This is a genomic window from Patescibacteria group bacterium (genome assembly GCA_024238995.1).
Taxonomy (GTDB): domain Bacteria; phylum Patescibacteriota; class Minisyncoccia; order Minisyncoccales; family JANBVM01; genus JANBVL01.
The window spans coordinates 21,880-45,303 of sequence record JANBVL010000003.1; the positions used below are offsets into that span (position 1 = coordinate 21,880).

At 32.3% G+C, this 23,424-nt stretch carries 19 protein-coding genes, 3 tRNA genes, 1 other RNA gene and 1 pseudogene; 2 read left to right on the top strand and 22 right to left on the bottom strand.

All coding sequences use genetic code 11. The features are described 5' to 3' along the window. Window positions 1–3: 3 nt before the first annotated feature. A complete protein-coding gene (locus KJI70_01590; protein ID MCP6718227.1) occupies window positions 4–927 on the bottom strand; it encodes an FAD-dependent oxidoreductase in 924 nt (307 codons plus the stop codon). A gap of 5 nt (window positions 928–932) precedes the next feature. Continuing rightward, window positions 933–2,354, bottom strand: a complete 1,422-nt coding sequence (locus tag KJI70_01595; GenBank protein MCP6718228.1) for a cell division FtsZ family protein — start codon at window positions 2,352–2,354, stop codon at window positions 933–935. A gap of 205 nt (window positions 2,355–2,559) precedes the next feature. On the opposite strand from KJI70_01595, the gene KJI70_01600 reads away from it, so the two are divergent. After that, window positions 2,560–4,230, top strand: coding sequence for an ABC transporter ATP-binding protein/permease (locus tag KJI70_01600; GenBank protein ID MCP6718229.1), 1,671 nt, complete (start codon window positions 2,560–2,562; stop codon window positions 4,228–4,230). Window positions 4,231–4,236: 6 nt separating this feature from the next. On the opposite strand, the gene KJI70_01605 is transcribed toward KJI70_01600, so the two are convergent. The 10 genes and pseudogenes from KJI70_01605 to murJ form a co-directional block, all read right to left on the bottom strand. Then, window positions 4,237–5,166 carry a hypothetical protein gene (locus tag KJI70_01605; GenBank protein ID MCP6718230.1) on the bottom strand — a complete coding sequence of 310 codons (930 nt, stop codon included), beginning with the start codon at window positions 5,164–5,166 and terminating at the stop codon, window positions 4,237–4,239. Window positions 5,167–5,491: 325 nt separating this feature from the next. Beyond that, window positions 5,492–5,562 (bottom strand) — tRNA-Gln (locus KJI70_01610). 4 nt (window positions 5,563–5,566) lie between these two features. Then, the gene (locus KJI70_01615) at window positions 5,567–6,475 is read right to left on the bottom strand and encodes a permease-like cell division protein FtsX (GenBank protein ID MCP6718231.1); all 909 of its coding nucleotides are present in this window, start codon (window positions 6,473–6,475) and stop codon (window positions 5,567–5,569) included. A 20-nt stretch (window positions 6,476–6,495) separates the two neighbouring features. Beyond that, window positions 6,496–7,194 (bottom strand): ATP-binding cassette domain-containing protein, encoded by a 699-nt coding sequence (locus KJI70_01620; GenBank protein MCP6718232.1) that lies wholly within the window; start codon window positions 7,192–7,194, stop codon window positions 6,496–6,498. Beyond that, window positions 7,187–8,200: pseudogene (prfB, locus tag KJI70_01625) on the bottom strand (peptide chain release factor 2). Before prfB ends, KJI70_01620 begins: the two are co-directional and overlap by 8 nt. 103 nt (window positions 8,201–8,303) lie before the next feature. After that, window positions 8,304–8,376 (bottom strand) — tRNA-Thr (locus tag KJI70_01630). A gap of 7 nt (window positions 8,377–8,383) precedes the next feature. Then, a tRNA-Gly gene (locus KJI70_01635) sits at window positions 8,384–8,454 on the bottom strand. Between the two features lie 4 nt (window positions 8,455–8,458). After that, complete coding sequence (locus KJI70_01640) at window positions 8,459–8,863, bottom strand: septum formation initiator family protein (protein MCP6718233.1); 405 nt, start codon at window positions 8,861–8,863, stop codon at window positions 8,459–8,461. Window positions 8,864–9,002: 139 nt separating this feature from the next. Next, window positions 9,003–10,790 (bottom strand): translation elongation factor 4, encoded by a 1,788-nt coding sequence (gene lepA, locus KJI70_01645; GenBank protein ID MCP6718234.1) that lies wholly within the window; start codon window positions 10,788–10,790, stop codon window positions 9,003–9,005. Then, window positions 10,777–12,444, bottom strand: coding sequence for a murein biosynthesis integral membrane protein MurJ (murJ, locus tag KJI70_01650; protein ID MCP6718235.1), 1,668 nt, complete (start codon window positions 12,442–12,444; stop codon window positions 10,777–10,779). The genes lepA and murJ overlap by 14 nt, the downstream gene beginning before the upstream one ends. A 71-nt stretch (window positions 12,445–12,515) precedes the next feature. Between murJ and rnpB the strand changes: the two genes are divergently transcribed. Continuing rightward, window positions 12,516–12,869, top strand: an RNA gene (gene rnpB / locus KJI70_01655) — RNase P RNA component class A. 46 nt (window positions 12,870–12,915) lie between these two features. Here rnpB and KJI70_01660 read toward each other — a convergent pair. The 10 genes from KJI70_01660 to secA form a co-directional block, all read right to left on the bottom strand. Next, window positions 12,916–13,359: a ribonuclease HI family protein gene (locus KJI70_01660; protein MCP6718236.1), complete on the bottom strand. Its 444-nt coding sequence runs from the start codon at window positions 13,357–13,359 to the stop codon at window positions 12,916–12,918. Further along, complete coding sequence (locus KJI70_01665) at window positions 13,334–14,500, bottom strand: DHH family phosphoesterase (protein ID MCP6718237.1); 1,167 nt, start codon at window positions 14,498–14,500, stop codon at window positions 13,334–13,336. Before KJI70_01665 ends, KJI70_01660 begins: the two co-directional genes overlap by 26 nt. Before the next feature lie 10 nt (window positions 14,501–14,510). Further along, window positions 14,511–15,656, bottom strand: a complete 1,146-nt coding sequence (locus tag KJI70_01670; GenBank protein MCP6718238.1) for a phosphoglycerate kinase — start codon at window positions 15,654–15,656, stop codon at window positions 14,511–14,513. Further along, on the bottom strand, window positions 15,653–17,272 hold the full coding sequence (locus KJI70_01675) for a type IV secretion system DNA-binding domain-containing protein (GenBank protein ID MCP6718239.1): 1,620 nt from the start codon (window positions 17,270–17,272) through the stop codon (window positions 15,653–15,655). The genes KJI70_01670 and KJI70_01675 overlap by 4 nt, the downstream gene beginning before the upstream one ends. A 2-nt stretch (window positions 17,273–17,274) precedes the next feature. After that, window positions 17,275–18,609 (bottom strand): hypothetical protein, encoded by a 1,335-nt coding sequence (locus tag KJI70_01680; GenBank protein MCP6718240.1) that lies wholly within the window; start codon window positions 18,607–18,609, stop codon window positions 17,275–17,277. Window positions 18,610–18,704: 95 nt separating this feature from the next. Next, on the bottom strand, window positions 18,705–19,676 hold the full coding sequence (locus KJI70_01685; protein ID MCP6718241.1) for a hypothetical protein: 972 nt from the start codon (window positions 19,674–19,676) through the stop codon (window positions 18,705–18,707). Window positions 19,677–19,728: 52 nt separating this feature from the next. Further along, entirely contained in the window at window positions 19,729–20,391 is a 663-nt protein-coding gene (locus tag KJI70_01690) for a DUF1614 domain-containing protein (protein ID MCP6718242.1), read from the bottom strand. A gap of 19 nt (window positions 20,392–20,410) precedes the next feature. Further along, window positions 20,411–20,650, bottom strand: coding sequence for a type II toxin-antitoxin system RelE/ParE family toxin (locus tag KJI70_01695; protein ID MCP6718243.1), 240 nt, complete (start codon window positions 20,648–20,650; stop codon window positions 20,411–20,413). Between the two features lie 5 nt (window positions 20,651–20,655). Then, window positions 20,656–20,877, bottom strand: a complete 222-nt coding sequence (locus tag KJI70_01700) for a hypothetical protein (protein MCP6718244.1) — start codon at window positions 20,875–20,877, stop codon at window positions 20,656–20,658. 63 nt (window positions 20,878–20,940) lie between these two features. Beyond that, complete coding sequence (gene secA / locus KJI70_01705; GenBank protein MCP6718245.1) at window positions 20,941–23,391, bottom strand: preprotein translocase subunit SecA; 2,451 nt, start codon at window positions 23,389–23,391, stop codon at window positions 20,941–20,943. Between the last annotated feature and the right edge of the window lie 33 nt (window positions 23,392–23,424).

The following is a 23,424-nucleotide window of genomic DNA, read 5'->3' on the forward strand; positions in this document are numbered from 1 at the left end:
TTTTTAATTATGTTTTTTTAAATAATCAAAAACAGCTAAAAATGTTTTTGCCCCTTCACCACAACTAGCAACAATTTGTTTGTACTTTCCTTCATTAACATCACCTGCAGCAAAAAGTCCTGGTGTTTTTGTTTCACAACTCTCTGGTTTAACTTTAATTTCATTTCTTTCATTAAAATCAACTAAGTCTTTAACAATTGAACCTGCTGGGACCAACCCTATTTCAACAAAAACTCCTTCAACCTTTAAGGTCTTTTCTTGCTTAGTAACTCTGTCTTCGTAAACTAAAGAGTGAACAAATTCACCGCCTTTAATCTCTTTTAATTGAGTATTGGTAATGATTTCAGTTTTTTTATTCTTCTTAACTATCTCTTGACTTTCTTGATCAGCTTTTGGCTCAGAGCCATACTCTAAGATATATATTTTCCTGGCAATATTGCTCAAGAAAAGAGCTGTTTCAAACCCAGAATTCCCTCCTCCAACCACAGCTACATCTTTATTGGTAAATATTGCACCATCGCAAACAGCGCAAAAACTAACTCCCTTTCCAATAAACTCTTCTTCTCCTGGAATATTTAAAGCTTTTGGACCAGCTCCTGTGGCAATAATAACAGTTTTTGCTTTAAATTTAATATTATCTTTTGTACAAATTAAAAAAACATCTCCTTGTTTTTCGACTTTCACTATCTCTTCCATTTTAATCTCAACCTGGTCTTTAAATTTTCTTAAATGATTTTCAAATTTTTTAATCAAATCTAAACCCGTGATTTCTTCAAATCCAGGATAATTCTCTATTGCTACAGCTTTTTTTGTAATCTGCCCTCCAAAGTTTTTAGTGACAAGAAGTGTTTTAACTTTTTGTCTTGCTGCGTAAATACCAGCCGTAATGCCAGCTGGCCCTCCGCCAATTATAATTAAATCGTACATAATTATTAGTCTTGAGATGCTTTTCTTCTCAGGAAAGCAGGTGCTTCCCAAAGTTTTTCTTTAGAAACTATCTCAGCCTCTTCATTTTCTATGTCTTTTTTAATTTGCAATGCATTTTTCCTTACCCTATTTGACGTTAACGAAGCTTGAGACGTTTTTTCTAAAATAGGAACTTCTGACTTCTCAACTTTAATTTTAATTTTTCTTTTCTTTCTAATTAGTTTAACCTTTTTAATATTTTGTTTTTGCACTATTTTGGGCTGAGCTTTTGGTTTAACTTCTGATTCAATTTTTGTAATTATATCTTTTCCGTTACAACCTGTTGCCAATAAACTTATTTTTATTTTTGAAGATTTACTTCCACGAGAAACTCCAAAGATAATTTTTGCTTCTTTGCTTACTAATTTAGCAATAGATTCAGAAATGTGATTTACCTGAAGCAGGGAAAGATCACTCTGTCCTGAAATATTAAATACAACTCCTTTAGCACCATCAATACCATAAGGATAAATTGGATAATTAATTATCTTATCAAGCGCATCTTTATCGTCATCTTTTGAAAGTTCCATTGAGTTTAAATAAGTCAGTTTTCCTTTGCCATCAAAAATAGTTTTTAAATCAGCAAAATCAATATTAATTATCCCAGCTTTATATATTATTTCAATCAAACCTTGAATGCTGTTTGTTAAGTGCTTGTTTATTGCTGATAAGGCTTTTTTTAACGGCGCACTTTTATCAACAATATGGAAAATTCTTTCATTTGGAATAACAGAAAAAGCATTTAATTCTGTTTTCAATTTTTCCAAAGATTTTTTAGCAGTATCCATTTTTTTCTCGCCTTCAAATTTAAAGGGCAAAGTAAAAATACCGTAAGTCAAATTATTCAAGTTCTTTGAAACTCTTGCAAAAATTGGAGCAGCTCCAGAACCCAATCCTCCTCCTAAACAAGCAACTAAAATAACTAAATCCTGACCTTCTAACATTTCCTTAATCTTATCTCTTTCTTGCTTGGCAATTTCCTCACCCATAATGGAATTTGTTCCTGTTCCTAAGCCATGAGTCAAGGCTTCACCAAGCTGCCATTTTTTAACCTTTTTACCTAAAGAATTTAAAGCTTTAATATCTGAATTTGCTGCATAAAAAGTAGTTCCTTTAATTCTTTGAGCGATTTCGGAAACAATAGAACTACCACCGCCGCCAATTCCAATCAATCTGATTTTTATCTTTTTTATTGACTCTTCACCTTTTTCAATCTTTGTCTTTTTAGGCCTTCCTCTTTTCCTAGGTCGCCCTCTTCCTTTAGACCCTCCTGTCTTTTTAGGCCTTCCTCTTTTCCTAGGTCGCCCTCTTCCTTTTCTTGAAATAGCTTTTTTACGATAAATTCTTGATTTTCTCCTTTTTCTTGTTGTTTTTTTTCTTTTAACCATTACTTAAGTATACGAATTTGACCAAAAACGGTCAAACACCTTAAAGTTGCTGTAAAATAACTTTGTAATTTTTACATTTTTTTGTATAATATATAAGTTTAACTTCTAAAAGAAACATTTTTTCTAATTTATGCTCAAGATTTTTAAAACATTTTACAAATTCATATTTAATTATAAAAAAAGATACATTATCTTTATTTTTATAATGACCTCTGCTGCAATTGTAAGCAATCTTATACCGCTTGTTTATAAGGCCTTGATTGATGCAATTCCTTCTTATGATTATCAACTGCTGCTAAAAATTATAATGCTGTTTGTTGGTGTAAGGCTTGTTGGTAACTGGCTGCAAACTCTAAGCCGCTATCTAGGAGATAAAATAATTCTTCCAGCAAGCAGAGATGTTAGAATACGCGTGTTCAAGCGCATTCAAGACTTAGATTTTGCTTTTCATGTTAATAAAAGCACTGGTTCTTTAATTAGTGCTTTCAAAAGAGGAGATTCTGCATTTCATCATATTTTCAATAACCTGCATTTTAGCATTGCCCAGACAATAATAAGTTTGATTATAGTAATATTTTTCTTTAATAGAATCACGCCTTTAATTTCCCTTTTAATGGTAGTGATATTTATAATCAATGGTTTAATTAGCTGGTTTTTAATTAAATTCAATATTAAAAAAAGAAAGGCTTTTTTGAAGTCTGAAGATAATATCTCGGGCATTATTGCTGATAACATGATTAATTACGAAACAGTTAAATTCTTTGCCCAAGAAAAAAGAGAAGAAAACAGATTAAAAAAACAATTTAAAAATTGGCTTAAAAAACTCTGGGAATATGCAAACAGTTTTCGTTTAATGGAGATATCTATTGGAACTTTGTCCAATATCGGAATATTCGCTATTTTTTATATTGTTATTAACAAGCTGGTCAATGCTGAAATCACTATTGGTGATTTAGTTCTAGTTATTAGCTTTACTACTGCTTTTTATTTTAGATTCTTTGACCTGCTTCATCGCTTAAGAGATATTGCTCAAAATTATGCTGATATTGAACGTTACTTTTCTGTTCTAGATGAAAATATATTAATCAAAGATCCAGTAAAACCTGTTAAAGTTAAAGAAATAAATGGAGAAATTCAATTTAATAATGTCAGTTTTAGTTATCCAGATAATGAAAAAGATCTGCTGTGTGATATTAATCTGCACATTAAACCTGGAGAATCAGTTGCTTTTGTAGGCCGTTCTGGTGTAGGGAAAACAACCATAATTAGAATGCTTTTGAGATTTTACGATGTTAATAAGGGAAAAATATTAATTGATGGAATTAATATACGCGACCTAACCAAATCACAGCTCAGAAGCTTCATTGGTGTTGTGCCCCAGGAACCAATTCTTTTTAATAATACAATTGGTTTTAATATCAGTTATGGCAATCCAACGGCAAAAAAAGATGACATCAAACAAGTTGTAAAAATGGCCAATCTTGACCGTTTTATCGGCAGTTTGTCCTTAGGTTATGAAACAATGGTTGGTGAAAGAGGAATTAAATTATCAGGTGGTCAAAAACAACGATTGGCAATTGCCAGAATGCTTTTAATTAATCCGAAAATTATTATTTTCGATGAAGCAACCAGTAATCTTGATTCTGAATCAGAACGTTTGATTCAAGACGCTTTGTGGAAAATAGCTCGGAACAGAACAATTTTAATAATTGCTCATCGTTTTTCAACAATAAGGCGCGCTGATAAAATTATTGTTTTAGAACAAGGGAGAATCGTTGAATCAGGAACTCATCATGAATTAATTAAAAAAGCAGGCCTTTACTCCTACTTATGGAAACTCCAATCAAAAGAAAAAGAAACAGAACTTTTACTATAAACCTTTTTAATGAAGACTTGACATAGCCCGACGGGCTGAAAAAATAGCCAAAATTATTCCTATAGCTCCTAAAGAGAAAATTATTACCCAAGAGACTCCAAGAGAAAAAAGAAAGAAAAGCAACGATAGGGCCAATATTCTTCCTGCACCCAAAGCAATTTCGCGACGAATTATAAACTCAAAAGGGTGAGCATTTTTTAAAGATTGTTCATACATAAAAATACTGAAAGGAATAGCAAAGAATATCCAAGCTCCTTGCTGTAAGGAATCAAAGATGAAAAGACTAATCGGGGTTTGAGCAAAAGCTTTAAAAAACCAAATTATAGCAGCTATTGTTCCTCCCCAAAGAATGGCTTTTTTTTCTTTCCCTTTTTGAGCTAATCTGGAAGATTGAGTTAAGAGAATTAAAGAAAAGAAAACAGCTCCTGAGGTTAATACTCCCAAGGACTGGTAAGAATCTAAAATAGAAAAGGCAAAGAGAGGCCAGCAAACACTCCAGACAACTTGGTTTATTCCTTGGCCAAAAAAGGAAACGAGGAGATTTTGGTTATTTTTTTTCTTTAATCCTTTAATGATTCTTTTAGGAGAAGGAACTCCGTAGTCTTTATGGTGATGAGTAATAAATAGAGGAATAGAAGAAAGAAAAACAAGTAAGGCCGCCAAAGAATAAACAAGCGGAAAACCTGCTTGGCTAATAAGCACACCGCCAAGAAAAGGAGCGAGAGCCGAAGAAAAACGAAGAAGCATTCTTTCAATTTTTACATCTTCCTCAAACCCTCCTTCTGCCCCGTCTTCGGTAAAAATCAAATGATAAGGAAGCCAATAGAAAATAGTTTCCAAAGCTGAAAGAGCAGCCGCCGGAATCAAAAACAAAATATTGTTTTTAGCAAAGATTAAAAAAACAAATTTTAGAATAAGGATAAGGTTAGAAAACAAAATTGATCTGCGAAACCGAAGGCGGTATACAAGGGGGGCTACAAATATAGTTAACAAAAAGTTTCCTCCCCAAGAAATAGTGAAATATAAAAGAACCCAGAATAAGCTTTTGGTAAGATAAAAAATATAAAGAGGGACAAAAATTCCTGCCAATGAAAGGGCTGTTTTTCGGAAAAAAATATTTAGATATAAAGAAGAAGGTTTCCCTCGGCGTAAATGATTGTCAAAAAAGTTTAAAAAATTATGAAAAGCCATATTATACCTTTACTGAATCTCTTTGCCTCAATTTTATCAAAAAATCGCCCAAAGAGCGATTTTTAATTTGCTGGAGGGCTAGGATTCGAACCTAGATCCCAGGTGCCAGAAACCTGTCGCCTACCATTAGCATACCCTCCAATAATTAAACTTTAAGATATTTTTTAATTGCAATATTGCTAGACATTATTCCCAACCCTATTCCAGTAAACAGCTGGATAAAAAGTAATAACCAGAAATTACTAACAAATAGTTGGAATATATCAAGCCCGTAGAACAAACTTTCAAATCTTGAGGCCAATGACCAACTTAACAAACCAAACAATAAAAGACAAATTAAACTACCAACCAGCCCTGCTAAGGCTCCTTGGATTAGAAATGGCCCTTTAATTGACAAGTTAGATGCACCAACAAGCCTTTGAATCTTAATCTCTTCGCTTGAGTTATAAATAGAGAGCCTGATAGTATTGAAAGTTGTTAAAGCTGCAGTTGCAATTAAAGCCAAGGCAGCAAGAATTCCAATCCTGTAAGCAGCAGAAGTTAATGATGCAATTTTTTCAATAATTGATTTTCTTTCAAAATAATCAATCTTTTCAATCATGTCTCCGAAATCAGCTGTTTGTAAAAAATTAGATACTATTCCATACTGACTTGGTTCCCAAGCTTTAATCGTTAAAGACGCTAAAAAAGGATTTCTACCAACTTCTTCGACTGATTCTATTAATGTTGGATCATTCTCATGACGCTCAATAAATTCTACTAAAGCCTGGTCAGGAGAAACATATTCTACTTTTTTAACTTCAGGAAATTTAGATATTTCTTTCTGAATTCCTAAAATATCATTTTCATCTGTTTCTTCTTTGAAATACACTGAAATATCAATTTTTTCTTGAGTGCTTGCAATTATAAATTGGCTTGTCTTGGCAAAAAGAAAAAGAGAACTAACTAAACAAGCTGCTAAAAACAAAGTAAAAATGGTAGCTAAAGCAATTTCTTTATCTCTTGAAAAAATATTCCAACCTGAACGAATTATTCTTTTAATTGGGGTGAACATAGTTTTATTAGCTATTAGTTTTAAAGTATGAATCTTCCTCTTTTTTCATCTCTTGTAATTTTTCCATCTTCTAAAGTAATCACTCTTTTACCCAGCTTATTGATAACCTCCTTGTCATGAGTAGACAGTACAACTGTTGTTCCCATTTTATTTATTTTTACTAAAAGTTCAATAATATCCAAAGTATGATATGGATCTAAATTTCCTGTTGGCTCATCAGCTAAAATAATTTCAGGCCTATGAATTAAAGCCCGGGCAATAGCTGCTCTTTGTTTTTCTCCTCCTGAAAGCTGAGTTGGGAAATTGTCTGCCTTGTCCTTCAATCCAACTATTTCTAAAATTATTGGCACAGCTCTTTTAATTTCCTTGTCTGAAGCGCCAATTGTTTCAAGAATATAGCTGACATTTTCATAAGTTGTTTTTGAAGAAAGAAGCTTGTAATCCTGAAATACTGCACCTATTTTTCTTCTTAAATATGGCAAATCTTCTGATTTAATTTTATGAACATCTTGATCTTTAAAAAACACCCTTCCTTTTGTTGGTTCTTCTTCAGCTAAAAGAAGTTTAAGCAAGGTTGTTTTGCCAGCGCCTGATTTTCCAACAATTGAAATAAAATCTTTTGCCTTTATTTCAAAAGATACGTCTGCTAAAGCTATTGTTGGCTTGGAATTAACTGTACAGGCTGGATAAATTTTAGAAATATTTTCAAATTTAATCATTTTTTAATTTAATTTCAGCTTCAATAAATTCATCTAATTTGCCGTTTAGCACCTCATCTACTTGGGCAGTTTCAATGTTAGTTCTTAAATCTTTAACCAGCTTATATGGATGAAGCACATAACTTCTTATTTGATTTCCCCAGCTGGCAGAAGTTTTTTCACCTTTTACTTTGGAAACTTCTTTCTTCTGTTTCTCCTTATAGAACTTATAAAGCCGTGAATAAAGAACCTCTGTTGCCTTTTTTTTATTATTAGCCTGTGATCTTTCCGACTGACAGGACGCAATAATCTTAGTTGGTAAATGAGTAATCCTTACTGCTGTTTCACGCTTGTTAACATACTGACCCCCTGGACCTGATGCCCTGAAATACTCAGTCCTTAAATCTTCTGGTTTTACTTCAATATCTTTTTCATCAAGCTTTTTTACCTCAGGCATTACTTCCACTGAAGCAAAAGAAGTGTGTCTTAATTTTTTAGGAGAAAAGGGCGAAAGTCTGACTAATCTATGAGTCCCATTTTCATTTTTCAAAATTCCATAAGCAAACCTTCCTTTAATTTCCAGCGTCACTGATTTTGTACCAATTCTTCCTTCAGGTCCTCCTCCTTCGCCAAAAGATTGATCCAGTATTTTTATTTTAAAATCCTTGTCTTCACAATATCTTTCATACATTCTTAAAAGCATTGTTGCCCAGTCTTGAGCATCTTGTCCTCCAGCACCAGAATAAATTGATAAAATTGCATTTCCTTTGTCATATTTTCCAGAAAAAAGAACTTGAATCTCTTTTTCTTTTAATTTGCCTTCAATTTCTTCAATCTTTTCTTCAGTTTTAATATTTTCAATTTCTTTTTTTAATGAATCAAACTCAATTAATTCATCAGTTAATTGGCTGAATTCCTGATTTAATTCTATCGCTTTTTCTTTATTTTTCCAAAGATCTGGATCTTGAACTTGTTTTTCTAGCTCTTTTAACCTTGTGCGCCTATTTTCAATGTCAAAGATAGTCCTCTAAAAAGAGGTGTTTATTTTTTAAACCTTGAATTTTCTCACTTAAGTTTTCCATATTAAAAACATTATCATAAATTTATGTAAAATAAAAGAGAAATTTTTGAGCCAGTGGTCAGGATTGAACTGACGGCCTAATACTTACGAAGTATTTGCTCTACCAACTGAGCTACACTGGCAGCTATAAGCAGGTGACGGGAATCGAACCCGCGTAACTTGCTTGGGAAGCAAGCACACTGCCATTATGTTACACCTGCAACATTAGTTATTAAAAAAACTTTTAATGCCTTCAAATATTTTTTGAAAAAAGTTTTGTTCTGTAGATGATTCCTGAACCTCGCTTTGCTCTGATCCTAAAATCACAACCTGCTCTTCGCCCTCCTTAACATAACCTTGCTCCCTTATCTTTTCTTCCCAATAAATGTCTTTCTGGGTCTGGGAAATCCCAGCCTCAAGATTCTGCCTTTCAGCTTCCAAGGCTTGTATTTCTTCTGTTAACTCTTCAATTTTTTCATTTAACACTCCTCTTTTTTTAATAATTCTGTAATTTGAAACAATCAAAAAACCTGCCAAAAAAACAATTAAGAAAATAAAAATACCCTGAAAAATAGTATCTTCATTGATTCTAAATTTACTCTTTTTTTGTTTTTTAGATTTTGCTATCATAAGTTAATGTATGAATAAAAATCAATCTCAGAAATTATTTAAAACAGTTTGGATTTTCATAGTGGTTTTGGTTGTTTTAAGCATGCTTTCATTCCTACTTGCTCCTTTGCTTCAATAATAATAAAGCTTTAAGCTAATATCAACCCTGTTTAAACATTTCCAAAAAAACTTTTGAAGGGATACTTACTTGCCCTCTTGCTTTAAGTTTCTTTTTTCCTTTTTTCTGTCTTTCTAAAAGCTTTCTTTTTCTTGTCACATCACCTCCATATAAAGGCGCGGTAACATCTCTTCTCCTTGCTTTTATTGTTTCTCTGGCAATAATTTTTCCTGAAATTACTGCCTGAACTGGAACAGAAAATAATTGAGCTGGTAAAATCTCTTTTAATTTTGAAACTATTTTCTTTCCTTCGCTATGCGCATCAGACTGTTCAACAACTCTTGAAAAAACACTTTCTTTCTTTCCTGCAATTAAAACATCAAGTTTTATTAAATTAGCAGGCCTGTAGCCTAAAACCTCATAATTCATTGAAGCAAAACCCTGGCTTATTCCTTTTAGCTTATCAAAAAACCCAACAATTATTTTTCTAAGTGGTATTTCATAAATTAAAATCAATCTTTCATTGCTTAAATATTTGTTTTCAATTTGAATTGCTTTTGATTCTTTTAAAAGATCTGAAACTACTCCCAGATAATTGACTGGCGTAATTACTTCCAACATTACCCAGGGTTCTTGTGTCTCATTGATGGTGCTTCTATCTGGCCAATCACTAGCAGAATAAATGAACTTTTCATTATTTTTTTTATCAATTATTTTATAAACAACAGATGGAGTTGAAATTATTAAATCCAGGCTGAATTCTCTTTTTAATCTTTCGCAAATTATCTCAGCATGAAGTGAGCCTAAAAATCCACAACGAAAACCTCTGCCTAAAAATTCTTTTCTTTCTTTTTCAAAAACAAACGATGCGTCATTTAGTTTTAATTTTTTAAAAGCATCTGAAAGCACTTCAAAATCATTTGGGTTCTCAGGATAAATTGAAGCAAAAACCATTGACTTTGGCTCTTTATACCCAGGAAAAGCTGAAATTTCTTTAGTTGTTGTAGTTGTGATTGTTTCTCCCACTCTTACGCTTGCAGTCTCTTTAACTCCAGTAGCAATGTATCCAATCTCCCCTGCTCTAAGTTCATCACAAACCTTAAGCTCTGGTGAAAAATATCCTACTTCTTTTACCTGAGTTTGGATTTTAGTTTGAACTAAATAAATTTTGTCACCGGCTTTAACTTTTCCATCAAACAACCTTACATAAGCAATTACTCCTTTGTAAGAATCGTATTTTGAATCAAATACCAATGCCCTTAAAGGCTTATCTTCATCTCCTTCTGGCGCAGGGATTTTTAAAACAGTCGCCTTTAAAAGACTTTCGACATTGGTTCCAGTTTTACCTGAAATAGCAAAAATCTCATTTTGAGAAATATTGAGCAAATTAGATATGTCTTGCTTTGTTTCTTCAACTTGGGCATGAGCAAGGTCAATTTTATTGGCAGCTGAAATAATAACCACATTTTGTTTTTGAGCCAAATCTAAATTAGCCAGCGTTTGAGCTTGGATTCCTTTTGTTGCATCAACAAGTAAGATCCCGCCTTCCACTGCTGCCAAACTGCGGGAAACTTCATAATTAAAATCAACATGACCAGGAGTATCTATTAAATTAAGCATGTATTGCTTTCCATCAATAGTCCAGTTCATCCTCACTGGCTGCATTTTAATTGTAATTCCTTTTTCTCTTTCTAAGTCCATCATGTCTAGAAAACGAGAACGCATCTTATCAGAAGGTATGGTCTTTGTAATTTCTAAAAACCTATCAGCTAAAGTTGATTTTCCATGGTCAATGTGGGAAAAAATAACAAAGTTTCTAATATTGTTCATAATCATGAATCCTAGACAAAAACTTATCAGAAATCAAAGACTTAATACTTTTTATTTCCGGAGAACCTAAAATATTAGTGATTAAAATATATGCTAAAGATCCAACCAAGCCAATAACTACAATCTGATAAATCATAAACTTCGTGGTTTGATTTGCAAAAAATGACTCAAAATTAGAAAACATAAGGCTAATTGAAACTATCATTAAAAAACCAGCAACCACTGTTTTATAAAAAGAATTAAGTATCTCTTGTATTTTAAAATCACCAATCCTTTTTTTAAGAAAAACAATAAACAAGCTAAATTCAAGGCTTAAGCTAACCAAATAAGCCAAGGGGAAAGCTAAAACAGAAATGTCACTTATCCCATAAAGAGAAAACTTATCAACCAAAAACCCATGCAAGTTTTGATAGTTAGGCATTTGCAGTGCTTTTATTAAAAACAAACTTATCCAAATATTTAAAACTACAAAAATCAAAGCTAAAATAGTTGGTGTTTTTGTATCTTTAATTGAAAAGAATGCTCTGAAAAATAAAGGTCTAAGTGTCGCAAATAAAGTGCCAAAACAAAACAATCCAATACTAGCAGCAACAAGATTTGCAGCTTCAGCACTAAATTGACCATGTTTTAGAATAAGGCCAACAATCTGATTTCTTAAAAAAAATATTAAAATACTTGTTGGCACTATCAAATAAATAATTTGGCGAAAGGTAGAAGAAAAATTATCAATAAACACTCTTTTATCATTGTTAACTTGGGATTTTGACAGTTTGGGGAAAATTGCTGTTGCCAAAGAAACACCAACAATAACAATTGGGAAAAGCCTAATATTATTTGCAAAATTAAAAATAGAAATAGAACCAATCGCCAAGGTTGAAGCAATAGCATTAATAATAATGGCATTAATCTGCAAACTTGAAACGCCAAAAACCCTGGGACCCATTAAAAGAAATATTTTTTTAATCTTTTTATCTTTTAAATTAAAAATTGGTCTGTATTTAAATCCAGAGTTTATTGCCGCAGGAACCTGTATTAAAAAATGCAAAAAAGCACCAGCAACAACGCCGATGGCAACTCCTAAAATGCCAAAAGATTTTGAAAAAAATAAAATTCCAAATATTATTGATATGTTATAAATAATTGGAGCAAGACTATAAACTAAAAATCTATTGAAATATTGTAAAACACCAGAAAAAATTGAGCTTATTCCAAAAAATATTGGGCTTAACAACATTAACCTTGTAAGAAATATTGTTTTATTAAGTTGTTCTGGATTAAAACCAGGAAGAATAAGTTTGGTCAATACAGGAGCAAAAACAAAAATAATTAAAGAAAAACAAATTAAAAAAAATAAAAAAACATTTAAAAAATTTGAAACAAAATCCCATGTTTTTTCTTTTTCTTTTGAAAAATACTCTGAAAACAAAGGCAAAAAAGCTGCTACCACTCCTCCTAAAATAAACATGTAGTAAACAAGGTCAGGAATTTTAAAAGCAGCAAAATAAATATCAAGCTCTTGTCCAGCCCCAAAGTTCTTAGCAAGCAGCCAATCTCTTGCCACACCTAAAACCCTGCTTATTAAATACGATGCTGCCAAAATCACTGCAGCTGAACCAGTTCTCTTTGTCTGATGGTTAAGAAAATTAAGACTCATGAATATATGGCTATTTTACATTAATTATCCAATTTGACAAACTAAGACAAATTTAGTACAATATATTTATCCTAACAAGCCGGGTAATTACTCTTTATTGAAAAATAAAGGGAGGAAAGTCCGAACACTTACTCTCCATTTGTTGGGGGTTAAAAAGATAGCGGCTAACAGCCGTCGCTCTGGATAATATAACTAGAGTAGAGGTGCGAACAGAGACGTGTTAAGTTGAAAAACTTAGCAACCCGCAATAGCGGGATAGCCCTACAGCAATGTAGGGGTGAAACGGCTAAATCCTTATCAGGTGCAAGAACAAATCTTTTGGTAAACCCAAAAGAGCAAAGTAGTTCGCATGAGCTCTGAGGCAACTCAAAGCCAAGATAAATGATTACCTAAAACAGAATTCGGCTTATGGGCTTGTTAGGATAACCAAAAACCGCGTCGTTACACGTGGTTTTTGGTTAGAATGGAAAATTAAAACAGTTTCTGGGCTTTGGCTTTTTGATCCAGCGCTTGATTAGCCAAAGCATCAGCTTTTTTGTTTTTGTTCCTTGAAATATGAACGAATTTCATTTTTTTAAAATCAAGTCTTAAGTTCCAAATTTCAATAAAAAACTCCTGGATTCTCTTATTTGAAAGTTTGTATTTTCCAGTTAATTGTTTAACTAACAGTTCTGAATCAGACTTTAATTCAACTTCACTTGTTTTTGCCATTTTTTTTCCAAAAAGATGCTTAAACTTTTTCAAAGCAAAAATAACTGCTAAATATTCTGCTTCATTGTTTGTAAGCTTTTTCCCTAGGAAATGAGCATATTCTTTAAAAGGCTGGCCTTTTTCATTTTCAAAAACAATTCCTGCTCCTGCTGGACCAGGATTGCCCCTTGAAGCACCATCAGTATATATTGTTATCTTTTTCATATTTTAAAGCGTTTTCTATTAAACAATTTTTAAATTTTTCCAGGTTTTCATTTTTTAATCTAAAACCTGATGCCCGGGCATGTCCACCATAGGTTATAACATAGTCTTTACATTTTCCCATTAAAACAACGCTGTCAATATCAGAAGTAGACCTTACTGTTCCCTGGCTTTCTGTTTCAAACTTCTTATAAATAAAGACTGGCTTTTTAAAATAATTACAAAGCAAAGATGCAATTGGTGAGATTATTGCAAAGTCTAATGATTCATTTCCTTTAAAAATAATTGGTGAATCACTTTTTAAAGCTTCTTTTTTAATATTATCAACAATGTTTCTAATGTCTAGTTTTTTTCGCTTTGTTTTTTCTAAAAGCTCTGGAATCATTGCCCTTACTTCTTCAAAATCAGGATTAGTTAAAATTCTGAAAGGAACAGGCAGTCCATCCTTAACATCACGAACATTCAAAATTGAAATAACTTTTGAAACTTTCTCACGTAAACTATAATCTTTTAAAAGTTCAGTTGCAAAAAGAGCTCTTATTCCTGGCCGTAGAGATTGCTCAATTGTACTTAACCCCTCTTCAATAAATAATTTATTCTCGTCAATTTGCGGCATCATATCAGCAATAGTTGCCAGAGCAACCAGCTCCAAAAAGCTTGTTTTCAGACCTTTGCCCATTTTATTTTCAAACAATAGCTTTGAAAGTCTGAAAACAATACCAACAGTAGCGAAATCTTGGAAAGAATAAATTTCGCTTGGTTGTTTTGGATCAACAACAATATCAGCGCCAGGCAGTTTATCTAAAATCTTATGATGATCAATCACTATTACATAAAATCCGAGCTCTTTTGCCAGCTCTATTTCTTTAAAATTACCAATTCCGCAGTCAACAGTTATTAAAAGTGCTGGTGAAAACTCTTTTAATTTCCCTAAAGCCTTTTCAGTTATCCCGTAACCTTCAATTTCTCTGTCTGGAAAATAAAGCGCTGACACCTTGCCACCTAATGTTGTAATTGTTTCTTTTAAAATAATAACTGAACCTGCACCATCTAAATCATTATCACCATAAAGAATGATTTTCTCTTTATCTTTTATTGCTTTTAGAATTCTTTTAGAAACCTTTTTTAGATTCTTAATCTCCATATATTTGTTTTTATCCGTGGTTAAGAGCTTCAATGCCAGGAAGTTTTTCTTCAGCTAAAAATTTTAACATTGCGCCCCCACCAGTAGAAATAAAATTAAACTTTTCTTTTAAATTAAACTTATCAATGGCCATAATAGTTTCTCCCCCGCCAGCAACCTTAAAAGCAGATTTATTTTCAGTAATTGCTTGAGCAATTTCTTTTGTTCCTTTCTCAAACCTCTTGTCTTCATACATTCCCAGTGGTCCGTTCCATAGAATTGTTTTAGCGCGACTGATCACTTCTTTAAAGAGCCCTATTGTTTCTGGGCCGATGTCATAAATATCTTCTTGTTTTTTAACAGTCCCTATTCCCCCTTCCCTGAGATTATCAATTGAATCTTTTAAAGCAATAATGCCGTCCAAAGGCAAATGAAGTCTTTTATCTGTTAAGTCAATTTGAGCTATTAAGCCATCTTCTTGAGCCTGCCTCTCTTTTAATATTCCTTTATAAGCTAAAATTGCTTCACCGATTTTGCCTCCTATTAGTAGGTAATCGCTTTTTTTCAAAAGATTTAAAATTGTTTTAATTTTTGTTTTTATTTTAACTCCTCCAATAATAATTACAAAAGGTTGTTCTGGTCTTTCTTTCAACTTAGACAGGGTTAATATTTCTTTTTTAAATAAAAGCCCAGCTGCTTTTGGCAAGTATTGAGCAATAGAAACAATTGAAGCATGATTTCTATGGGAAACAGAAAAAGCTTCATTTATAAAAACATCTCCAAAGCTAGCTAGTTTTTTTGCAAATTCTTGGTCATTATCTTTTTCCTGATCATAGAACCTTAAATTTTCAAAAAGAACTACTTTATTGGAATTCAACATCTCAGCAATTTCTTTCTGGTCTTTTTCAAAATAATCAGAAACTAATTCTATTTTGTCATTTAACAGCTCTTTTAATCTAGAAACAATCAAACTCAAGCTTTTATTCTCACCTTTAGTTTCTAAATGACTCATTAAAATGACCTTTGCATTTTTATCAATCAAATACTTTATTGTTGGAATCACTGACTGAATCCTGAAATCATTTAAAATATCCCCATTTTTTGAAATGGGGACATTGAAATCACACCTCAGCAGCACTGTTTTGTTTTTTAAATCAAGTTCAGTAATTTTTTTCATTTTTCTTTTTTAAGTGCTTTTTCTAAATTCTTTTTCAACTTATCCAAATCAATCTGGCTTTTCTCTCTTTTTGGCTTTTCTTTATCAACAATTTTTCTTGTAGAAGAGAATGAAAGAGGTTCTATTCTTTTAACTTGATCTAAAGAAAGCTTCTCATCCTTTTTTCTCCTTTTCTTTAAACAATCTTTGCAGTAAACAGGCCTTCCTGGTTCTGGTTTAAAATTAACTTTAATCTGCTTTGAACATGAAGAACAAACCGCATCATGCATTGGACTTGATTTTTTTTCTGAATAAAAGGTTTCAGAAACTTTTTCTTCTTCCATCCAGCGCTTTATCTTTTCTTCAACAACACTTCTTTCAATACTGTACCTTTCTCTTGCAACCATAATAATTTTGTCTTTATGCGACTGATCAGGAAATTTATAAGGCTCAAGAGTGTGAGCTGAAAAAGGTCTTCCTGCCACACCATCAATCATTAATTTTATATACACATTATACTTGGCTAAATTAACAAAATCTTCAGCGGTTATTTCTGGTACAAATTCTTTTTCTAGATACTCGGCATCTTCAGCTCCTACTCTAAAAACTATAAAAGTGCCAACATTACCGAACACAGCATCTCTTACCTTGGTACTTCTTCCTAATGCTGTCATTTCTTCAAGCTGAGCCATATACTGATTTGCTAAAACCAAAGATAACCTGTACTTTCTTGCCTCAGATAAAATATTGGCAAATGCTTCAGTTGCAAAGTTTTGAAACTCATCAACATATAAAAAGAAATCTTTTCTTTGTTTTTCGGGTATATCAACCCGCGACATTGCTGCTAACTGAAGCTTTGTAATAAGCAAGGCTCCTAAAAGCCTTGAATTCTCCTCACCTATTTTTCCTTTTGATAAGTTAGCTATTAAAATCTTGCCGTCGTCCATTAGTTCTCTCATATTAAGCCGAGATTTAACTTGGCCAATAATATTTCTAATTAAGGGATTGGAGATTAACTGCCCAATTTTGTTTTGAATAGCAGCAGTTGCTTCAACTTCATATCTTTGGGTATAGCGGGCAAATTCATTATTCCAGAAAGACTTAACCATTGGATCTTTAACTTTTGCAACAATTTGTTTTCTGTATTCTGGATCAGCCAGCATCCTGTTAACGCCCAGCAGTGTTGAATTGGGATCTTCTAAAAGTGCTAAAATAGAATTGCTTAAAATATATTCCATTCTAGCTGACCAAACATCAGGCCAGATTTTCTTAAACACTTCCATTAGTCCTGATGCAACTAAGTGTCTGTACTCAGGATCAACTTTCTCCATTACATTAAAAGGCATAGGATAATTCAAGTCAGCAGGATTAAAATAAATAACATCATTAATTCTTTCTGCAGGAATAAAATCCAATATTTTTTCTGCAGCTTCTCCATGAGGATCAACAACACCAACCCCTTTTCCATCTCTGATGTCTTGGATTACCATGTTTTCTAAAAGTGCGGTTTTCCCCATGCCTGTTTTCCCAACAACATAGACATGGCGACGCCTGTCATCAGTTTTAATTCCAAATCTCTTTCTTTGATTTCTAAAAGTTGTTTCTCCTAAAAGAGTTATTTTGTTTTCTTTACTCATAATTATTCTATTGGTAATTCAGGAGGTGCAGCTCTTTTCACTTCAGCCCTTGAAATAGTAGGTGTTGGTGCTACCCGCCAAGATGGAAAATGAAATAAAGATGCTAATTCTTCGGTATTTAAAATAAACTTGGCTTCTTTTGGAGGCGTTCTTGGAAAAACAGGACCAAGTCTGCTCAAATAATTTCTAAACATTCTTCTGTTTTTCAGATAAAGCCTTCTTGGTATTAAAGCATTAATAGGCAAAAATCTGCCTTTTTTAACTTTGCTAATAGTTGGACTAAAAGGAACTAAGGCATTTAAATCAAGAGTTGAATAACTTGAAAAAAAAGTAAACCCAAGCCTAAAATTGCCTTTATTAAAAACATCTCTTTTACCTAAAAAGATAAATCTAATATTGGTTTCGAAAAGTGGTTTAGAGTTTTTCTGTTCCAAAGCATAAACAATATCCCTTTCACCAGGAGTAAGTTTCATTTCAGGAGGAAAAAATGGTTTTTTTTCTTCAGGTTCTTCGCTTTCAGGCACTTTACCTGTTATAAGAATATCTGCTGCTTCTAAAAGCATTGGTTTGGTTGCTGTTGATGGTTTTACTTCTCTTTTTGCTAATTTATCTCTTTCTTCTTCAGAAGCCTTAACCCACTTTTCTGCATTCTTTTCTGAAATAGGCTTGCATGCTATTTGAACCCAAAATTGCTCTCCTGGTTTTACTTTTGACAAAGCTTCTAAAAGCGTTGCTACTGGATCAACTCTTCTTTCTTCAACACCCTCTTGTTCTGTCTCAAACTTCTTATAAGTTAAAATTGGATAAAAATCAGGTTTGACTAATTTGTAATCAGTTGCCCACATATTCCAATTGTCATTAGGAATATCCTGAGGCACTGCTTTTGTATAATCATCAGCTACACTAATTTCAGCATCAGGGTATTGAGCATAAATACTTGCTTCAATTGCATCTCTGTAACCATCATGGCACCTAATAAAAAAATGGATTTCTCCTCCAAAAGACGCAACTTCAAAAACAATTGATGTCTGAACCTGACCATCAATCCATATCTCCCACCAGTTAGGAGGATGATAAGTAGCGCCATGGAAACTTGCAATTACATCTTCCATTGCTCTAATTGGCTTGATACTTTCCTTTGGAAGTTTTATTTCTAAAAGTACTGGCTTGTAAACTGTTCTTATCCACCAGTAAGCTCTCCATTGATGCCATAAAAAAACAAATGGTTTCCATAAAATAAAAGGAGCAGGCAGCCACCACCAATTTCTAAAGATCTGCCACAAAAAGCCAAATATTGGAGATAGAAAAGAAAATGTTGAAGGGGGCGCTGCTATCATAAATTATATAGTTTTGATTATTATTATTTTATTATACATATCTAAGATAAAAGAAAAAGAGCTCTTTTAGATAGAGCTCTCTTTCTTCTTTCAATTTAAACTTCTTTTATCGTATATCTTCCCTTTGGATCCTTAACAAAATGGGTTTTATTATTTAAGTTTAGCAAAACTGTGTTTTGTTTAACCATTCTTTGCTTTAGAACTTGTTTTAAAATTTCTTCTTTTGTTAAGGATTTTTGAGCTTGTTTTAAGATGCTTAAAATCACATCTTTTACCTGACCCGAGGAATATCCCCATTCTGACAAGGCATAAATTCCCCTTCCAACTAAAACAAATCTTGAATCTTTAATTAATTCATTGTGAACAGTTTGAATGTGAGCATTTTCAATTAATTTTGTCACTTCCTTAAAGTGAAGTGGTTTATTGATTTTCTTAAAAACTAAATATGCCCTGTCTTTAACGCCGCGAGGATTAATTTCTGGCCAGCTTGAAAGTCCATATAACCCTTGGTCATTTTTCTCAATCTTTTTAGAAACATCTAAAGCGGAAATCAAAGCTTTTCCTTTTAAACTTGCTTTTAGGTTTTTAATAATTAAAGGCTCTTTAGCTTTTTTAAGCTGAGAATGTAAAGAATTAATTGTTTTTTTAGCAGAATCAAAACTATCTTTGTTTATTGTCCAGAAAGAATGAAAATCATTGCTTTCATTAATTCTTTTAAATGGTTGTTTTAGAGCCAAAAGAAAAGAAACTTCATTTTCATTACCACTTTCTCCTAACTCTTCCAATAGAAAATCTTCTTTTCTTAAACCTCCAAAAGTTTTTAAATACCTAGTAAAAGCTTGAAAAACTTCATTGTATTTTTCAGCTTTTGAATTGATTTTTTCTAAACTAGCAGATTGAACCTGACGAACCCTTTCTCTGCAAATGCCAAAATCCTTGCCAATTGCTTCCAAGGTCTCTTTCTTTGCTTTCCTTAAACCAAATCTGCGAATTATAATTTCTTTTTGTTTGCTAGTTAAACTATTAAGTAAATCTGAGCAAATGTATCTGTAATCAAAGTTCTTCATATGTTTATATTTAACCATTTTATCTTAGAATAGTCAACCTTCAGTTTTCCCCCTAGAATCCAGACAGCAGGGCTGAGACAACGCCAACTAATAATATTCCATCAAAAACCCCTGCTCCGCCAATTGAAAGATACCCTCTGTAATTTCTGATTCTTGGTATGTTCAAAAGATCAGCGCCAATCAAAACCCCTAAAACTCCTGAAATAAAAGCACAGGCTGCAGCATAATTTGGCGCTAAAATCAAAGCAAATAAGCTTGAGAAAATTGGAGGGATAAAACCTGAGATAACAACTCCTTTGCCTGGAACGATTTTAGATAAAGACTTAGAAACAATTGTCATTAAACCAATAGCTATGAAAACAGGTTTAAGTGCAAATCCATAAGAATAAATTCTAAACAGAAAATACAAACAAAGCAGAATTGGGATTATTCCTCCGCCCAAATTAATTGCCAAATACCTGCTTTCTATTTTGGGAGCTGAGAATAAACCAAAAAACCTTGATTCCTGAACTAAAATTAATTTCTTTTTTGTTAAAGGAATGTTAATCACAGAACCAATTAAAATAGAGTAAAGAATAAACATTGTTGCTCCAGGAGAAATGCCTAAAGATTCAAATCCAACAACAATGATATGGAAATAACCAAGAATAAATAAAGCAGGTAAAAACAGTATAAAGAAAATAAATATTAGAAAAGCAAAAGGTAAGAAGAACATTTTTCTATATTCAATGTATTTAAAATTTATAAGTGTCTTCTCGACGACGATCTATAACAAGAATAAAAATATCATCATTCTCAAGACGATAAATCACTCTTAAATCACCTTTTCTTATCCTGAAAATGTCATCTCTTCCTTTAAGTTTCTTTATATCCAAGCCTTGAACATTTTTAGAATGTAATTTCTTTAAAACAAACTCAATCTGCTTTTTCTCTTTAGCATTAAATTTTTGTAATGCCTTTCTGATTTCATCCATAGAAACTACAAACGAGAAAGTAATTTATCAATAGGAACTCCCTTTTTTTCTATTTTTGTAAAATCAACAACACGTTCCCATAATTCAGGCTCATCTTCAGGAGAAGATATTTTAAGTACTGGTTTGGAACGACGAACTACAATAAAAGATTTTCCTTTTTTAACCTCGGAAAGATAAGTTTCTATATTCTCTCTTAATTCTTTTAATCCTACGATTGAATTTTTCATAAAAACATTGAATTAATACTAATATTTAAGTTTATCTTAAGATAAACTTATGTCAAGGTAAACTTATTTATTCATACAGCACTTTTTATATTTCTTTTTTGAACCACATGGACATGGTTCATTTCTTCCAATCTTTTTTTTAGCCTGAGGAACATAACGTTGGGCTGGCGCATCAGGAGCTGGACCAAGCTTTGCATTTAAAATACTGAAGGTAACAGTTTTCTCTAAAGTATCAAGTAATTTCTTAAACATTTTATGACCTTCTTTTTTATACTCTACTAAAGGATTTTTCTGACCATAAGCTCTTAAACTTACTGAATCTTTTAAATATTCCATATTATCCAAATGCCCCACCCAAAGCATATCTAAAACTCTAAAGTAAAGGGATTTAAAAACATTGTCAGCATTTTCCCCAAATTCCTTTTCTTTTTTTTCATAATCTTCCTGCTTTAACTTTGAATTCTTAAACATTTCTAGAATAAATGGTTTTAATTCTTTATTCTGAGCTTTTTCTAAAAATTCCCTTCTTTTTTTATAAACAACATCACGATGTTTGTTAATAACATCATCATATTCTAAAACATGTTTTCTAGCATCAAAGTTCATTCCTTCAATTCTTGACTGGGCATCTTCAATTGCTTTTGATATTAAATTAGCTTCAATGGGCTGGTCGTCAGGAAGATTTAATTTTGTAATTAATTTTTTCAATCTTTCTCCCCCAAAAATTCTCATTAAATCATCTTCTAAAGATAAAAAGAACTGACTTGATCCAGAATCGCCCTGTCTTCCTGATCTTCCCCTTAACTGATTATCAATACGCCTTGCTTCATGCCTTTCAGTTCCAATAACATGAAGGCCGCCTAATTGTTTTACCTTTTCAGCTTGTTCTTTAGTTACTGGATTTCCTCCTAGGACTATATCAACTCCTCTTCCAGCCATGTTAGTGGCAATTGTAACAGCATCTAGCTTTCCAGCTTGAGCAATAATCTCACCTTCTTTTTGATGATTTTTAGCGTTTAAAACTTGGTGTTTAATCCCTTGTCTTTGCAGTAGCTTTGACAAGTATTCATTTTTTTCGATTGAACGAGTTCCAACCAGCACTGGCTGACCTAGCTCATTTCTTTTTTTAATTTCATTTACAATCTCCTGATACTTTACTTGCTCAGTCTTGTAAATCTTATCAGCTAAAGCAATTCTTATTAACTTTTTATTTGTAGGAACAACAATGACATCCAAACCATAAACTTTTTCGAATTCCTCAGCTGATGTTAAGGCTGTTCCAGTCATTCCAGCAAGTTTTTTATACATTCTAAATAAATTCTGAAAAGTAATAGAAGCCAGTGTTACTGATTCTGGCCTAATATACAATCCCTCTTTTGCTTCTATCGCCTGATGGAGCCCTTTTGACCAGCGCCTGCCAGGCATCAGTCTTCCAGTAAATTCATCAACAATTATTATCTCTCCATTTTTAACTACATAATGAACATCTTTAATAAATAGTGGTTTTTTGTCTGATACTTTACGAGCTTGAGCTCTTAAAGCTTGCTCTAAATATCTTAGATATCTTATTCCTTTGGACTCATAAATATTTTCAATTTTTAAAATCTTTTCAACTTTATTAATTCCTTTTTCTGTTAAAGAAACTGTTTTTGATTTTTCATCAACCTCATAATCAATTTCTGAATCTAACTTTGGAATTATTCCTGCAAAATCCTTGTACCACCTTGAGCTTTCCATATCAGGAGCTGAAATAATTAAAGGAGTTCTTGCTTCATCAATTAAAATTGAATCAATTTCATCAATAATTGCAAAATTAAAATCTCTTTGAACACGCTGACTTAAATCATAAATCATGTTATCCCTTAAATAATCAAAGCCGAACTCATTATTAGTTCCATAAGTTATATCAGCACTATAGGCTTGCCTTCTTTCACATGGTCTTAAAAAATCTTCAACAACATAAAAACCACCTAGCTCATCTCTTTTTTGATCTTTTTCTTCTTCTGATTTTTTAAACTCAGGATCATAAATAAAAGACTGTTGGTGGTTAATGCATCCTATACTCAAACCTAAAGCATGATAAATCTGACCCATCCAAACAGCATCACGCCTGGCTAGATAATCATTAACAGTAATTAAATGTGCTCCTTTCCCCGTTAAGGCGTTTAAGTATAAAGGAAGAGTTGCTGCCAAGGTTTTTCCCTCACCTGTTTTCATTTCAGCAATCTTTCTTTGATGAAGCACAATTCCTCCTATAATTTGAGAATCATAAGGACGCTGGTTTAAAGTCCTTTTTGATGTTTCTCTTATAGCTGCAAAAGCTTCTGGTAAAATATTATCTAAAGTTTCTTCTTTTTCTAATCTTTTTTTAAATTCAGTAGTTTTTTCTTTTAACTGTTCATTAGAAAAACCTTCAAATTCTTTTTCAAGGGAATTGATTTTTTCAACTATGGATTTAATTTTTTCTAAATATTTTTCATTAGGTTTTCTGAAAACCCTATCTAAAATTGACATAATTTATTCATCTTAAATAAAAAAAAACAGAAG